The 15872-nt window shown below is 61.1% G+C and carries 16 protein-coding genes; 5 read left to right on the top strand and 11 right to left on the bottom strand.

All coding sequences use genetic code 11. The features are described 5' to 3' along the window. On the bottom strand, positions 1 to 990 hold a 990-nt coding region (locus tag IG627_RS10455; RefSeq protein ID WP_193192340.1), incomplete at its 3' end, for a homoserine dehydrogenase. Between the two features lie 407 nt (positions 991 to 1397). Between IG627_RS10455 and IG627_RS10460 the strand changes: the two genes are divergently transcribed. The 3 genes from IG627_RS10460 (at position 1398) to aspA (ending at position 4847) form a co-directional block, all read left to right on the top strand. Further along, on the top strand, positions 1398 to 2411 hold the full coding sequence (locus IG627_RS10460) for a type I asparaginase (protein WP_193192309.1): 1014 nt from the start codon (positions 1398 to 1400) through the stop codon (positions 2409 to 2411). Positions 2412 to 2458: 47 nt separating this feature from the next. After that, positions 2459 to 3274 (top strand): helix-turn-helix domain-containing protein, encoded by an 816-nt coding sequence (locus tag IG627_RS10465; protein WP_193192310.1) that lies wholly within the window; start codon positions 2459 to 2461, stop codon positions 3272 to 3274. 121 nt (positions 3275 to 3395) lie between these two features. Continuing rightward, a complete protein-coding gene (gene aspA, locus IG627_RS10470; RefSeq protein WP_193192311.1) occupies positions 3396 to 4847 on the top strand; it encodes an aspartate ammonia-lyase in 1452 nt (483 codons plus the stop codon). Between the two features lie 61 nt (positions 4848 to 4908). Here the strand turns inward: aspA and IG627_RS10475 are convergent, their stop codons facing one another. The 7 genes from IG627_RS10475 to ffh all read right to left on the bottom strand — a co-directional run bounded on the left by IG627_RS10475 (position 4909) and on the right by ffh (position 10624). Then, on the bottom strand, positions 4909 to 5661 hold the full coding sequence (locus IG627_RS10475) for a DsbC family protein (RefSeq protein WP_193192312.1): 753 nt from the start codon (positions 5659 to 5661) through the stop codon (positions 4909 to 4911). A gap of 148 nt (positions 5662 to 5809) precedes the next feature. Further along, positions 5810 to 6715, bottom strand: a complete 906-nt coding sequence (xerD, locus tag IG627_RS10480) for a site-specific tyrosine recombinase XerD (protein ID WP_193192313.1) — start codon at positions 6713 to 6715, stop codon at positions 5810 to 5812. A gap of 222 nt (positions 6716 to 6937) precedes the next feature. Beyond that, positions 6938 to 7288, bottom strand: a complete 351-nt coding sequence (gene rplS, locus IG627_RS10485; protein ID WP_091385700.1) for a 50S ribosomal protein L19 — start codon at positions 7286 to 7288, stop codon at positions 6938 to 6940. Positions 7289 to 7421: 133 nt separating this feature from the next. Beyond that, entirely contained in the window at positions 7422 to 8195 is a 774-nt protein-coding gene (gene trmD, locus IG627_RS10490) for a tRNA (guanosine(37)-N1)-methyltransferase TrmD (RefSeq protein ID WP_193192314.1), read from the bottom strand. 12 nt (positions 8196 to 8207) lie between these two features. Further along, positions 8208 to 8759: a ribosome maturation factor RimM gene (rimM, locus tag IG627_RS10495; protein WP_193192315.1), complete on the bottom strand. Its 552-nt coding sequence runs from the start codon at positions 8757 to 8759 to the stop codon at positions 8208 to 8210. Positions 8760 to 8784: 25 nt separating this feature from the next. Continuing rightward, entirely contained in the window at positions 8785 to 9024 is a 240-nt protein-coding gene (gene rpsP, locus IG627_RS10500) for a 30S ribosomal protein S16 (RefSeq protein WP_193192316.1), read from the bottom strand. 193 nt (positions 9025 to 9217) lie between these two features. Then, a complete protein-coding gene (ffh, locus tag IG627_RS10505; protein WP_193192317.1) occupies positions 9218 to 10624 on the bottom strand; it encodes a signal recognition particle protein in 1407 nt (468 codons plus the stop codon). Positions 10625 to 10806: 182 nt separating this feature from the next. Between ffh and IG627_RS10510 the strand changes: the two genes are divergently transcribed. After that, on the top strand, positions 10807 to 11607 hold the full coding sequence (locus tag IG627_RS10510; protein ID WP_193192318.1) for a cytochrome C assembly family protein: 801 nt from the start codon (positions 10807 to 10809) through the stop codon (positions 11605 to 11607). Between the two features lie 85 nt (positions 11608 to 11692). After that, positions 11693 to 12964 carry an HlyC/CorC family transporter gene (locus IG627_RS10515; protein ID WP_193192319.1) on the top strand — a complete coding sequence of 424 codons (1272 nt, stop codon included), beginning with the start codon at positions 11693 to 11695 and terminating at the stop codon, positions 12962 to 12964. Positions 12965 to 13022: 58 nt separating this feature from the next. On the opposite strand, the gene rnhB is transcribed toward IG627_RS10515, so the two are convergent. The 3 genes from rnhB to lpxA form a co-directional block, all read right to left on the bottom strand. Further along, a complete protein-coding gene (gene rnhB, locus IG627_RS10520; protein WP_193192320.1) occupies positions 13023 to 13640 on the bottom strand; it encodes a ribonuclease HII in 618 nt (205 codons plus the stop codon). 89 nt (positions 13641 to 13729) lie between these two features. Further along, a complete protein-coding gene (gene lpxB, locus IG627_RS10525) occupies positions 13730 to 14914 on the bottom strand; it encodes a lipid-A-disaccharide synthase (protein ID WP_193192321.1) in 1185 nt (394 codons plus the stop codon). A 96-nt stretch (positions 14915 to 15010) separates the two neighbouring features. Further along, positions 15011 to 15790 (bottom strand): acyl-ACP--UDP-N-acetylglucosamine O-acyltransferase, encoded by a 780-nt coding sequence (gene lpxA / locus IG627_RS10530; RefSeq protein ID WP_193192322.1) that lies wholly within the window; start codon positions 15788 to 15790, stop codon positions 15011 to 15013. Between the last annotated feature and the right edge of the window lie 82 nt (positions 15791 to 15872).

Below are 15872 nucleotides of genomic sequence, written 5' to 3' on the forward strand. Positions count from 1 at the left end.
CGCGGGGGGGCCCACCACAGCGCCATAAGCGCCACCCCCCGCGGGGGCGGTGCCCCGGGCGCCGGCGCCGGCGCCGTAGTAGAGGGTCGGACCCACGGCGTCGCCGTTGACCAGCACCGCGTTCATCACGCCGTTCACATTGGCGATCAGGCGGCGCTGGGGAATCAGGGTCGGGTGCACGCGCAGCTCGACGCCCTGCTCGGTGCGCCGCGCTATGCCCAGGTGCTTGATGCGGTAGCCGAGCTCATCGGCGTAGCGGATATCCTCGCTGGACACGCCGCTGATGCCCTCGGTATAGACCTTGTCGAATGCCAGCGGCATCGCAAAGGCCAGCGACGCCATGATCACCAGTTTGTGCGCTGCATCTATGCCCTCCACGTCGAAGGTCGGGTCCGCTTCGGCGTAGCCCAGCTGCTGCGCCTGCGACAGCGCCTCGGCAAAGCCGCGGCCCTTTTCACGCATCTCCGTAAGGATATAGTTGCCGGTGCCGTTGATGATGCCCGCCAGCCACTGGATGCGGTTGCCCACCAGGCCCTCGCGCAGTGACTTGATGATCGGGATACCGCCGGCTACCGCGGCCTCGTAGGCGATGGTCACGCCCTTGTCGGCGGCTGCGGCGAAGAGTTCGTTGCCGTGCTCGGCGATCAGCGCCTTGTTGGCGGTGACCACGTGTTTGCCGTTTTCTATGGCCGCCAGCACCAGCTCCCGGGCCACTGTGGTGCCACCAATCAACTCCACCAGAATATCCACGTCCGGATTGTTGGCGACGTCGAAAATCTCACGAGTGGTATCCAGCTGGCTGGTATCGCAGGCGGGGTTGTCCCGGCGCGCGCCGATTTGCACTATCTCCACCGGGCGGCCGCAGCGCGCGGCTATCTCGTCGAAGTTGCGCGCCATCACATTGACGGTGCCGCTGCCGACCGTGCCCAGGCCGCAGATACCGATACGCACCGCGCGCCTCGGGTTCTCTGCCTGGAGAGGATTGGCCAGTTCGGTGGTTTCTTCGACAGGTGCGCTCACAACTTCCCTCCGCGCAACAGATCCTGTGCCGTATCTCGGCGGGGGGTTCAGCGCAACGGCAAAAGCCCCGGCGCCGGACTCTGGCCAGGCAACAGCGCAATAAGTGGTATAGAAATCGACAAAAAGGACGACAACCTTACTGAGGCAAGGGGGAAAATGTCAATAAAATTGCGCGACTATGGCGACCTTTTACCGTCTTTCGCCCCCGATCACCCCGCGCACACCATCTCCTCCCAACAGCCAACAGACATTGACGCCAGCAGATGCTATAAGAGCATCTACTAGCATCAGATACCGACACACCGCGAAATTGCACCGACTGTCACTTTTCGCCAAGAATGTCGCGTCTTCGGAGCAGCAGTCACAGCGACGGAATTATGAAGAAAACCCTGATCCTCTACACCGGCGGCACACTGGGTATGCGACGCAGTGCATCCGGTTATGTTCCGGACGCAGATCTCGAGATACTGCTGGAAAAGCTGCTCGCCGGCGTGGCGGGCCAGCTGCCCGAATACGATTTCCACGCACTGGAGCAGCTGCTGGACAGCGCCAACATGCAACCGGCCGACTGGTACCGCATCGCTGCCTGTATCCGCGATAAGGGCGATCGCTACGATGGCTTCATTGTCCTGCACGGCACCGACACCATGGCCTATACCGCCTCGGCCCTGTCCTTCGCCCTGCAGGGACTGAATAAACCAGTGTTGGTCACCGGCTCACAGATTCCTCTACGGGAGATGCGCAGCGACGCCCACAACAACCTGATTGCCGCCCTGCTGCTGAGTGCGGACGAGACACTGGCCGAGGTGTGCCTCTACTTCAACGGCAAGCTGCTGCGCGGCAACCGCGCCACCAAGGTCAGCTCGGGTTCCCTGGACGCCTTCGCTTCGCCCAATTACCCGCTGTTGGGGGAAGTCGGCATACAGGTGGATATCGACCGAGGCGCACTGCTGCCGGCGATGACACGACGAGACATCCAGATTCCGGAATTCGCCGATGGCGGCGTGGTGCTACTGAAACTCTTCCCCGGCATTACGCCCTACTTCCTGAAGAAAATCCTGGAGTGCCGGCCGCGGGGCCTGGTGATGGAGACCTACGGAACCGGCAATGCGCCGACGGAGGACAAGACCTTCACCGGGTTGCTGCAAAAGGCCTGTGGACGGGGCACCATCTGCGTGGCGGTATCCCAGTGCCTGGAGAATCGCGTGGACCTGGGCAAGTATGCGGCCGGTTCAGCGCTGCTGGATGCGGGCGTGATCGGCGGCCTGGACATGACCACCGAAGCCGCCTACACCAAGCTGAACCACCTTCTGGCCATGGGTCTGCCGGAGAAACAGGTGCGGGAGCTGATGCAGAATTCCCTGTGCGGGGAATGCACGCTGCTCCACTGACAGAACCATCGTCGCCGGCAAATTACTGTGTCTGACCAGGGTCACCGATGCGCAACGACTTTTCGCAAAACCTGCGCCTGCTGTGCAGCTATTATCGCTCCATTGCGGAAGTGTGCCGGCGCATGGGCGTAAACCGGGCCCAGTTCAACAAATACCTGAGCGGGGACACCCAGCCCTCCCGCTATACACTCAACAGGATCTGCGAATTCTTCGGGGTGGAAACCCGGGAGATCCTGATGCCTCACGAACAGTTCGCGCAATTCGTGCGTGTGCGCAGCGCGCCGGGCGCAGGCGCAGCCACCGAGCGGCCCTACCGCGCGGTAGTCGAACAGCTGACGCAGGAATCGAAGGGGCACGCGGAAAAATACCTGGGTTTTTATTTCGAGTACCACTACTCAATGACCTTCCAGGACCACATCATCCGCAGCCTACTGCATATAGAGAGCGACGGTGACGGATACTACTTCCAGCGCTTCGAACGCATGCGCTACCCGGACCGGGAGGAGTGGTACAAGTCCCGCTACCGGGGCATGCTGTTTTTTCTCTCCGAGCGCATCTTCCTGATCGGCTACGAGGCCCTGACTCGCAACGAGATAGCCCAGACAATCCTCTACCCCACCTACAAGAGCCGCGTGAGTTACCTGTCAGGCCTCAAGCTGGGCGTCTCCGCCAGCGACAGGCGCGAACCCGTGTGCACCAAGGTGGTACTGGAATCCCTGGGGCGGAATATCAGTGTTAGGAGCGCCCTCAAGCTTTGCGGCGTCTTCGGGCCGGACTCGGACGAGATCAACCGCAACATTCGCGAGAACATTCGCGCTACGAATACCGAGGGGCCGCAGAGTTTTTTTGCCACGCCACTGTAAAAGCTTTTCCAAAAATTAATCAGTTACACCAGCAGCCCAATGGGAAGCCCCTGCTACCGAGTGGGAGGGGCGCCATTCAACCACCCAAGTGCTTAGTACAAGCAGGTTCGAAGGAAGCAGCATGACCAACGAATTCCATACACTGAAACCCACACCGCTGTTCACCGCAGACGCGGACACGCGCCTGGAGCACGATCTGCTCGGTGATCGCGAGGTCCCGGCAGACGCCTACTTCGGCATCCAGACACTGCGCGCCCTGGAAAACTTCCAGATCACCGGTATCACCCTCAACCACTTTCCGAACCTGGTGAAGGCACTGGCCATGGTCAAGAAAGCCGCCGCCAGTGCCAACAGTGAACTGGGCTACCTGCAACAGGAACTGGCCGAAGTCATTGGCGGGGCCTGCGATGAAATCATCGCCGGCGATCTGCACGACCACTTCCTCGTCGATATGATCCAGGGCGGTGCCGGCACCTCGACCAACATGAATGCCAACGAAGTCATCGCCAACCGCGCCCTGGAACTGCTCGGGCACGGCAAGGGCGAGTACAAGACAGTACACCCGAACAACCATGTCAACCTGTCCCAGTCCACCAACGACGTCTACCCGACCTCGATCAACCTGGCGATACTGCTCAGCTACAGCGACCTGGTGCAGGCAATGGAAAAGCTTTGCCTGGAGTTCGACAGGAAGGCCGCCGAGTTTGCCAATGTGATCAAGATGGGCCGCACCCAGCTGCAGGACGCCGTGCCCATGACCCTGGGCCAGGAGTTTGCCGCCTTCGCCGCCACCATGCGCGAGGATGTGGACAGGGTGAAAGAGCTGGTAGTGCTGTTCAAGGAAATCAACCTGGGCGGCACGGCCATAGGCACCGGCATCAATACCGATCCCGCCTACCGGGAACTGGTGGTCGGCGCCTTGTCGGAAATCTCCGGCGTCGACTTCGTCTGCGCCGAGAACCTGGTGGAGGCCACTTCGGATATGGGCGCCTTCGTGATCTTCTCCGGCGTAATGAAACGCATCGCAGTAAAGATTTCCAAGATTTGCAGCGACCTGCGCCTACTCTCCAGCGGGCCGCGCGCCGGTCTCAACGAGATCAACCTACCGCCTATGCAGCCGGGCTCCTCGATTATGCCGGGCAAGGTCAACCCGGTCATACCGGAGGTGGTCAATCAGGTGGCCTACCAGGTGATCGGCAACGACCTCACTATTACTCTGGCGGCGGAGAGCGGGCAGCTGCAATTGAATGTGATGGAACCGGTGATTGCCTTCAACCTGCTGCAGTCCATGCGCCTGATGACCCAGGCCATGGACACCCTGGCCAACCGCTGCGTCAACGGCATCACCGCCAACGAAGAGCACTGCCGCCAGCTGGTGGAAAACAGTATCGGACTGATCACCGCGGTGACACCGTTTATCGGCTACGAAAATGCCACCCGCATCGCCGCACAGGCACTGATCAGCGGGCACAGTGTGAAGGAACTGGTACTGGAAGAGAAACTGCTGAGCGAAGAGGAGCTGAACGATATTCTCGCACCGGAGAATATGACCCAACCGCGCAGCTTTAAGTGATAGCTAGTCGGTGATGAGTGGTTGTTGGCCAGCAATTTGCTGACCAACAACCACTGGCTATTCAGATACCCAGCGCTTTTATCATGGTGGCCGGCGGCAGATAGCCGGGCACCACGCTGCCATCCTGCATCACGATGGTAGGCGTGCCGCGCACATCGATCGCCTCGTTACCCAGCTTGTACTGCTCTGCCACCGGGTTGTTCTTGCACACTTTCAGCGGCACATTCTCGCGATTTTTCAGCGCAGTCAGAGTGCTGTTGCGGTCGTCGGCGCACCAGGCGGTAGCAATCTTGCGATAACCAAGGGAATTCAGGCCGGCGCGGGGGAAAGCCAGGTAGCGCACCTCGATTCCGCGCTTGTTCAGCTCCGGCACATCATTGTGCAGCTTGCGGCAGTAACCGCAGTCCACGTCGGTGAATACGTAGATATGGGCCTTGGTCTCCCCTTTGGGAGAGAAGACGATCATGTCATCGACGCTCTGGGCATCCATGATCTTGGCGCGCTGGACGGTGCGGCGCTGCTCGGAGAGATTCGCCAGGCCACCTCCGGCCTTGACCTGGTACAGGTCACCGAAGATGAAGTGACTACCGTCTTTGGAGACGAACAGCGTATTGGCACCACCGTCCACTTCCACTTCGTACAGCCCGTTGATCGGGCTCTCGCGCACGTCGCCGTATGTGGCCTTGGGGTTACCGGCCTCGAGGCGTGCCTTGATGGACTTGGCGACTTCCGCATCGACTTCCGCCTGGGCTACAGGCCCCAGCAAGGTGAGCAGTGCGCCGACCAGCATCAGCGGCTTGTTGAATAGCGTCATTCCCGATAAATCCTCAAATACTTTGTTGGCTTCGACTGGTACAGCGAATTCCGGTTCCCAGTATGGCATCGATTGGCGACAAATGTTTCTTGTGGCGCGTTTTACCATATCCCGGCGGCCGGAACCATGAACAGGCCCACTTCACGGCCTACCCCCGCGGATGGTGCTCCCTGTGCAAGGCCTGCAGGCGCGCCTTGGCGACCTGGGTATAGATCTGGGTCGTGGACAGATCCGAGTGGCCCAGCAGCAGCTGTACCACACGCAGGTCGGCACCGTGGTTGAGCAGGTGAGTGGCAAAGGCGTGGCGCAGGGTGTGTGGCGACAGCGGCTTTTCGATCCCTGCCACACCGGCCCAGTGCTTGATGCGATACCAGAAGGTCTGGCGGGCCATGGGCCGGCCGGCGCGGCCCGGAAAGCAGGTGTCGCTGTCTCCGGGCGGCAGCAATTGCGGCCTTGTCGCGTGCAGATAGCGCTGCAGCCACTCCTGCGCCGCCTCCCCCATGGGCACCAGCCGCTCCTTGCTGCCCTTGCCGAATACCCGCACCACCCCCTGGCGCAGGTTCACCTGGGATACGCTGAGCTCCACCAGCTCAGTCACGCGCAGGCCACAGGCGTAGAGCAGCTCCAGCATGGTGCGATCGCGCATGCCGATGGGCGTTTCGGTATCCGGTGCACCCAGCAGCGCCTCCACATCCGCTTCGGACAGGGACTTGGGCAGCGGCTTGGGCAGCTTGGGGTTCTCGATCAGCGCCACCGGGTCTTCCTGGATCAACCCCTGGCGCAGGCAGTAGCGGTAGAAGCTGCGCAGCGAGGCGAGCGCGCGGGCACTGGAGCGGGCGGAACGGCCGGCCTTGTGCCTGCTGGCGAGATACTGCTGCACCTGGGTCCGCCCCATGCCCAGCAGGTCCCTGCCGCACTGCTCATCGCAAAAGGTCGCGAAGGCGCGCAGGTCGCGACCGTAGGCGTCGCGGGTATGCGCACTGGCGCCGCGCTCGGCCCAGAGCATATCCAGCCAGCGTGTGATCAGTGGGTTCTGATTGGTAGTGATTTCCATGGCCGCATTTAAACACAGATGCCCCGAGGCATCCGCAGGGCCGAGAACAGCGCAAATAGCTGGAGAGACCGAAAGGAAACTTGTGTTTGCCTGTACTTGGTCCGGCACCCCGCGAAAGAACGGAAGCCAGCCCCTGGCGTCCCTTCCCGAGCACCAAATCTCACACACAAAAAAAGCCGGAGCATTTCTGCCCCGGCTTTCCGGTCGCGATCGGAGAGAAACTTAGTTGAGCTTCTCTTTGATGCGCGCCGCTTTACCAGTCAGGCTGCGCAGGTAGTACAGCTTGGCCTGGCGCACGTCGCCGCGGCGCTTGACGCTGATGCTGTCGACCAGCGGGCTGTGCGTCTGGAAAGTACGCTCTACGCCGACACCGTGGGAAATCTTGCGCACAGTGAAGGAGGAGTTCAGGCCGCGGTTGCGCTTGCCGATAACAACGCCTTCGAAGGCCTGCAGACGCTCGCGATTGCCTTCCTTTACCTTTACCTGAACGACTACGGTGTCGCCCGGTGCAAAGGCCGGCACTTCGCTTTTCAGCTGTTCCTGTTCCAGCTGCTGAATGATCTTGTTGGTCATTTGGAATACTCCCAAACATATGGGCCCTTTGGAGCCCTGCAATTGTGTAGCTTCTCAGCTAGTTCACCGAACTACTCACGCCTCCCGGCGAATCCGGCATTCTGGATGCCTCCAAGAAATTCAGAGGCGCCCCTTAAGTTTCTTCAGACTTCCGCTCCCGCTCGACCTCTTCGAGCAGCAGCTTCTGTTCGTTGCTCAGCTCCAGCCGCTCCAGAAGATCCGGCCGACGCTGTTGCGTGCGCGCCAGTGCCTGCTTCAGGCGCCAGCGGCGAATTTTCTCGTGATTGCCGGACAGCAGTACTTCCGGCACCACCCTGCCCCGGTACTCTTCCGGGCGGGTGTAGTGGGGACAGTCCAGCAGCCCCTGGGCGAAGGAGTCCTCCACCGCCGACTGATCGTGCCCCAGGGCACCGGGAATCAGTCGGGTAATGGCATCCACCATCACCATGGCAGCCAGTTCGCCACCACTTAGTACATAGTCACCAATGGACCACTCTTCATCGATCAGCGACTCGACGATGCGTTCGTCGATGCCCTCGTAGCGCCCGGCCAGCAACACAAGATTGCCCGCCTCGGATAACTCAACAACGCCGCCCTGATCCAGCTGTCGCCCCTGGGGGGACAGGTAGATACAGCGCGTTGCAGCACCGCCCTCTTCGGCCCAGGCGCGGGCTTCACCCAGTGCCTGGTACAGCGGTTCCGCCAGCATCACCATGCCCGGACCGCCGCCGTAGGGACGATCATCCACGGTGCGGTGCCTGTCGCTGGTGAAATCGCGGGGATTCCAGCAGCGCACCTGCAGCAGATCGTCTTTGACGGCGCGCCCACTAATGCCGTAGTCGGTCAACGCGGCGAACATCTCCGGAAAGATGGTCACCAGCGCTATGCGCTTACATTTGGTCGCCATTGCTCCCAGCCTCTAAAAGGCCGGATCCCAGTCGACGGTAATCACACCGGCGTCCAGGTCGATATCGCTGATGAATTCGCCGGGCAGGTACGGAATCAGGCGCTCGCGCTTGTCCCCGCCGCCACGTACCACCATCACATCGTTGGCACCGGTCTCCATCATGCGGACCACGGTACCGAAATCGTGCTCACCACCACCGAAGTGGCTGATCACACGCAGCCCCTCGAGCTGGTGCCAGTAGTATTCACCCTCGGTCAGCGCCGGCATGGCACTGCGCTCGATGGCGATATCCCGCTGACAGAAACGCGCCGCCAGATCGCGGTCGTCAACCCCCTTGATATGGATGATCAGACCCTTGCCGTGGCGCTTGCCGCCATCGATCTGCAGCGGCTCCCAGCCGTTCGCTTCCTGCAGCCACCAACGTTCGAACTGCAGGATATTGTCCATCGGCTCGGTGTAGGAGTGCACCTTCACCCAGCCGCGGACGCCGTATACCGCGGTTATGCGTCCAACAGTGACCAATTCGCCGGATCGGGATCCGCTGCTGTCAGGGCCAACTGCCACAGGCGCAACCACCACTCGGTTCGACTTAAGCGGATTCTTTCAGCAGCTTGCTGACGCGATCGGAAACCTGCGCGCCCTGGCCTACCCAGTAGTCGACGCGCTCGCGATCGATGCGCAGACGCTCTTCCTGACCGCGGGCAACCGGGTTGAAGAAGCCAACGCGCTCAATGAAACGACCGTCGCGGGATTTGCGGCTGTCGGTCACAGTCAGGTGATAAAACGGGCGCTTCTTAGCACCGCCACGAGCCAAACGAATGGTTACCATGTAGCTTTCCTGTAGTTTCAATACCGGGCAGTCGCGACCCGCAACTGCCTACAACATCTATGCCGGTAGCTCGCCCGGCTGAAAGGCGGCGTATTCTAATGTACGCGCCAGGGTTTGTATAGCGGGGATTTCCAGTGGCAAGTGATCGCGGACACGCGAAAAACGCTCACCCCTGAGCAGCAACCACTCCAGCTCACTTCTTCTTGCCGAAGCCAGGGGGCAACCCGCCAGGCATACCGCCCATACCACCGCCTCCGAGACCCGGCATGCCGCCCATACCGCGCATCAGCTTGCTCATGCCGTTGCCCTTGAGCTTTTTCATCATCTTGCCCATCTGCTTGTGCTGCTTGAGCAGGCGATTCAGATCCTGGATCTGGGTGCCGGAACCGGCGGTGATACGGCGCTTGCGGGAACCACTGAGGATGTCCGGGTTGCGGCGCTCGGCGGGTGTCATGGAGCCGATGATGGCGTCCATGCGCTTGAATTCCTTTCCCATATCCGCCTGTTGCGCCGCCTGGGCCAGGCCGCCCATTCCGGGCATCTTCTCCATCAGCGAGCCCAAGCCGCCCATATTCTGCATCTGCTGCAGCTGGTCGCGCAGGTCTTCCAGGTCGAAGCCCTTGCCCTTCTGCACCTTCTTGACCAGTTTCTCGGCCTTGCTCTTGTCGATCTTCTGCTCCGCCTCCTCGATCAGCGACAGGATGTCGCCCATACCGAGGATCCGCGAGGCGATACGATCGGGGTGAAAGGTCTCCAGGGCGTCGGTCTTTTCACCGACACCGATAAACTTGATCGGCTTTCCGGTCACATGACGCACGGACAGGGCCGCACCGCCGCGGGCGTCGCCGTCGGCCTTGGTCAGGATCACACCGGTCAGCGGCAGCGCGTGATTGAAGGCACTGGCGGTATTGACCGCGTCCTGACCGATCATCGCATCGATCACAAACAGGGTTTCCGCCGGGTTCAGCTCGCCGTGCAGCTCACGGATCTCGTCCATCAGCTGCTCGTCGATATGCAGGCGGCCGGCGGTATCCACAATCAACACGTCGGCGAACTGCTTGCGCGCCGCATCCATCGCGCCTCTGGCGATATCCAGCGGCTTCTGTTCTGGGCTCGAAGGATGGAAGAGCGCGTCCACCTCACCGGCCAGAGTCTCCAGCTGCTTGATGGCCGCGGGGCGGTAGACGTCCGCACTCACCACCATCACCTTTTTCTTCTCGCGCGCCTGCAGGTACTTGGCCAGCTTGGCCACACTGGTGGTCTTACCGGCGCCCTGCAGGCCCGCCATCAGGATGATCGCCGGTGGCTGCACCGCCAGGTTCAGCGGCTGCGCCGCCTCGCCCATCACCTTGACCAGCTCGTCCTGCACGATTTTGACGAACTGCTGACCCGGATTCAGGGCCTTACTGACCTTCTGGCCCACCGCCGCCGTGCGTACCTGCTGTACAAAGGCCTTGACCACCGGCAGGGCCACGTCCGCCTCCAGCAATGCCTTGCGCACCTCGCGCAGGGTGTCGCGGATGTTATCGTCCGTCAGGCGCGCTTTGCCGGTGACTTTTTTTAACGCCGCCGATAAGCGGTCGCTCAGGTTATCGAACATAGATACGTCTCGATCTCTCTGCTTGCGGGCGCAAAGGTTTAGATGCAAGGCCCGTGGTCTTTGCGGAAGCCGGCCCCGACTCCCCCTGATAAGGCGCGGGAGTATAGCGCAGGCGGCCTTTCCAGCACAGGCGCACTGTGACACACTGCCGCCCTATCGCAACCGAGACACGGATTTTATCGATGGCGGCATTCGCCCACTGGACGGCTATAGCGCTCTATCTGGCCACCACCATCGTGGCCGCGCTCGCCTTCGCTCGCAAGCGCCAGCCCGACAACCGGCTGCTGCTGGGCCTGCTGGCGACTGCGCTGCTGGCTCACGGCATCTCCCTGGCCTACACCCTGCTTTCTCCCGCGGGCTACCGTTTCGATCTGTTGGCGATGCTGTCCCTGGTCGCCTGGGTGGTAAACCTGCTGCTGTTGATCCTGGCCGCCGGTCGCCCACTCACCCTGCTGATCCTGATTCTGGCCCCACTGGGCGCCCTGGCGGAGCTGGCCGCGGTGCACTCCTGGGGTGGCGCGACGCCACGCCAGCAGCTCTCTGCCGGTATCGCCACACACGCACTACTCTCCATTGCCGCCTATTCCCTGCTGACCCTGGCGACACTGCAGGCGATTTACCTCTATTACCTGAACCAGCAGCTGCACAACCACCGACCCGGCGGTATCAGCCGCCTGCTGCCACCACTGCAAAGCATGGAATCACTGCTGTTCGGCCTGATCGCCTTCGGCCAGCTGCTGCTCACTGCATCGCTGCTGACCGGCTTTCTGTTCGTGGATAACCTGTTCGACCAACACCTGGTGCACAAGACGGCATTGTCGATACTCGCCTGGGTCCTCTACACCGTCCTGCTCTGGGGACACTGGAGGCTGGGCTGGCGCGGCAACACTGCCGTGCGCTGGACCCTGGCCGCCTTCGCCGCGCTGATGCTGGCCTATTTCGGCAGCAAGCTGGTGCTGGAAGTCATACTGCAGCGCAGTTGAAGCATTTGACCTCCCTGCCCGCTAAACTTGCGGCGACGGGAATTCTGTTTCAATATCCCCGCTTCGCAATAAAAAGAGTTCTCCCTTGAACGAGATACCGCCCGGCCTGCTATTCAGTCTGCTGGCTCTGCTGATTGTTATTTCCGCCTTCTTCTCCAGCTCTGAAACCAGCATGATGGCGCTCAACCGCTACCGCCTGCGCCACCAGGCCAAGAGCGGCCATCGCGGTGCCAGGCGGGCGATGGAGCTGCTGTCGCGCCCGGACAAACTGATCGGCGTCATCCTGATCGGCAACAATCTGGTCAATATTCTCGCCTCGGTAATCGCCGGCGTGGTGTTCACCCAGTTGTACGGCGATGCCGGCGTCTTCTATGCCACCGCCGTGCTGACAGTCGTCATCCTGATTTTCGCCGAGGTAACCCCGAAGACCATCGCCGCCCTGCATCCGGAGAAAATTGCCTTTCCCGCCTCGCTCGTATTGCGCCCACTGCTGTGGCTGCTGGCCCCGGTAGTGTGGTTGGTGAGCAGCATCTCCAACGGCCTGGCACGCCTGGTCGGCGTTGAGGCGACAGCCGGTTCAGAAGCCGAGCACCTGGCGCCGGAGGAATTGCGCACAGTGGTATTCGAGTCCGGCGCCCTGTTGCCGAGCAAGCACAAGGGCATGCTGCTGAATGTGCTGGACCTGGACCAGGCCACGGTGGAAGACATCATGATTCCCCGCAATGAAGTAGTGGGCGTGGACCTAGAAAACAATGGCGACCGGATTCTGCAGCAGCTGGCGGAGAGCAGCTACACCCGCCTGCCGGTATTCGAGGGCGATATCAACCGCGTGGTCGGCATACTGCACCTGCGCCGCGCCGCGCAGATACTGCGCGACGGCCCCGAGGCATTCAGCGCTGAACGACTCAAGTCCTACACCGACGAACCCTACTTCGTCCCCGAGGCCACGCCGCTGCCGACCCTGCTGATGAACTTCCAGAAGAAGAAGCGCCGCATGGGTCTGGTGGTGGATGAGTACGGCGAGGTAATGGGCATAGTCACCCTGGAGGACCTGCTGGAGGAAATCGTCGGCGACTTCACCGCCAGCCCGGTGCCCAGCGAGGACGAGGAAATCGTGTCCGCCGGCGACGGCTGGTACCTGATCGATGGCGGCACCTCCATCCGCGAAATCAACCGCACCCTGCACTGGGAACTGCCCACCGATGGCCCCAAGACCTTCAACGGCCTGGCGATGGAGCACCTGGAGAGCATTCCGGACGGCAATATCAGTTTCTACATACTGAATTACCTGGTGGAAATCGAGGAAGTCTCGGAGAAGATGATTACGCGGGCGCGGGTCAAGAAGATCAACAAGTAACTCCAAGGCTTTCGCGGGGTGCGTCCTGCGCCCCCCCGTGAAAGTGACTGCTTCAACTTCAGACAAAGTCCATTGACAGGCGCTTGACCGGCGCGAAGCTGCGCCGATGTATCGGGCTGGGGCCCAGCTGTTCCAGCGCCTGCAGGTGGGTTCTGGTCGGGTAGCCCTTGTGGCCCGCCAGGCCATAACCCGGATACTTGCGATCCAGCTTCACCATCTCCCGGTCTCGCGTTACCTTGGCCAGGATCGAGGCCGCGGCAATGGCCTTTACCCGGCCGTCCCCCTTGACCACAGTGTCACAATCGTAGTGCCAGTCCGGTTTCTTGTTGCCGTCCACCAGCACAAATTCCGGCTGCACCTGCAACTGCTCTACCGCCCGGCGCATGGCCAGCAGGCTCGCGTGCAGGATATTCAACTGATCGATCTCCTGAACCGTCGCGCGCGCCACCGCAAAACAGAGCGCGCACTCGTGAATCTCGTCAAACAGTGCTTCGCGCTTCTTTTCGCTCAGTTTCTTGGAATCCGCCAACCCCTCGATGGGTCGCGCCGGGTCGAGAATCACCGCCGCCGCAACCACATCCCCTGCCAGGGGGCCGCGCCCTACTTCGTCCACCCCGGCGAGCAGTTCGCCCTTGTAGGGGCAAGTGTAGGGCGGCAAGATTTCTTGTTTTTTCATGACTCTTGTTTGTTCTTGGCAGGAATGACAGATCCAGGATATCGGCCACCCCAGATCGCGGCCATGGGCGGATGGCCGCCCCACCGCTCCTACAGGGGGTTGTTGTGTGAGCTTCCGGCCGTTTCTGAATCGAGTAGATTGCAGACAGCATCCGCGGCGCGCTCCGAGGCGTTGCGCCGCAACTGCTGGTGCAGATCGTCGAATTCGCGCAGCAGCTGGTCGCAGAGCAGTGGATCGTCAAAAAACTGCAGCAGTGCGGCGCCGAGGTTTTCCGGCGTGGCGTCGTCCTGCAGTATTTCCGGCACCAGTTCCCGCTGCGCCAGCAGGTTCGGCAGCGACACCCAGGGCGTGTGCAGCATGCGGGAAAATATCGCGTAGGAGAGCCTGGCCATCCGATAGGCGACCACCATCGGCTTTTTCAGCAGCATGGTTTCCAGTGTGGCCGTGCCGGAGGCGATCAGCACATTGTCGGCGGCGGCCAGGGCCTTATGGGAATCCCCCTCCAGCAGCATCACGGGCAAATCCGAAAAGCCCTCCAACTGGGTTTTCAGTTCTGCCAGGCGCTGCTCATTGGCCGCCGGCAGCACGAACTTCAGGTCGGAATGGCGCTGGTAACACCAGCGCGCCGTCTGCAGAAACAGAGGTCCCAACAAGCGCACTTCGCCGCCGCGGCTGCCCGGCAGCAGCGCGATCACCCGGTCGTCCGGGGCCAGCCCCAGATCGCGACGCGCCTCTCCCATTTCCACCTGCAATGGAATTTCGTCCGCCAGCGGATGGCCGACAAAGGTGACCGGCACACTGTGCTCACGATAGAAATCGGCCTCGAACGGCAGCAGTGTCAGCATATGATCCACCGCCCTAGCGATTTTCTTGATACGCCCACGGCGCCAGGCCCAGACAGATGGGCTGACGTAGTGCATTGTCGGAATACCTGCGCCCTTAAGAGACTCTTCCAGGCTGAGGTTAAAATCTGGCGAATCGATACCAATAAAGAGATCGGGGGGATTGTCGATAAAGTGCTGGCGCAGGGTACGTCGGATTTTCAGCAGTTCCGGTAGGCGCTTGAGCGGTTCCACCAGACCCATTACCGAAAGCCGCTCCATCGGGAACAGGGAATTGGCTCCCAACGCCAGCATGCGCGGACCGGCAATGCCCTCAACCAGCAAACGGGGAAAACGTTTTTGCAGCGCGGCAATAAGGCCGGCACCGAGAATATCGCCGGACGCCTCGCCGGCGACGACGCCAATTCGGAGCGGTTTTTCCTCGACTGTCACTCGGCGAAGTCCTCTCTTTTTGGGGCCCAGGGCGCCGTGAATACCCGAAGCAGCCGACCGCCGCTCCTACAGGGTGCAATGACAAAATTAATCAGGTTAGCGCACGATACCGCGGCTGGAAGATGTGAGGGAGTCGATCCAGGGCTGCACTACAGGCGACTGCTTGCGCAATTCAGCCAGTGCCTCCAGCGCCTCCTGCATGGTGAGACCGCGGCGATAGACAACTTTGTAGGCTTTGTTGATCAGGGCAATTTCGTCGCGGGAGAATCCTCGGCGGCGCAGCCCTTCAGCGTTGATGGTTTTGGCCTCCGCCGGATTTCCGGCAACCATCACGTAGGCGGGAACATCCTTGCCAATGGCGGCCCCCATACCGGTAAAGGCGTGTTCGCCGATGGTGCAATACTGGTGCACCAGGCTGAAGCCACTGAGAATGGCCCAATCCCTGACTTCCACATGGCCGGCCAGAGCAACATTGTTGACCAGGATGGTGTTATTGCAGATGATGCTGTCGTGCCCCACGTGGGCGTAGGCCATGATCAGGTTGTCGTTGCCGATGGTGGTCTCGCCGCGATCCTGTACTGTACCGCGATGAATGGTGACGCCCTCGCGAATTACGTTGTTGTCACCGACCACCAGAGTGGTGTCCTCGCCCTGATACTTCTTGTCCGGTGTATCCTGGCCGACGGAGGCAAACTGGTAAATGCGATTGTTTTTACCCAGCCTGGTGGGCCCACTCAGCACCACATGGGAAGCGATTTCGCAGCCATCACCGATTTCAACTCCGGGCCCCACCACTGTGTAGGGACCGATACTCACCCCGGATCCGATAGTTGCCGATTCGTCGACAATGGCAGTGGGGTGGATAGTCGTCTGCATTCTGCGCCCTACTCCTCGGATGCTGGAAAACCCGGCTACTTTAAACCCGAAGCAAAAATAAAGGAACCGAATTGGTCACAGT

The sequence above is a fragment of the Microbulbifer taiwanensis genome (assembly GCF_014904815.1).
GTDB classification, from domain to species: Bacteria; Pseudomonadota; Gammaproteobacteria; order Pseudomonadales; family Cellvibrionaceae; genus Microbulbifer; species Microbulbifer taiwanensis.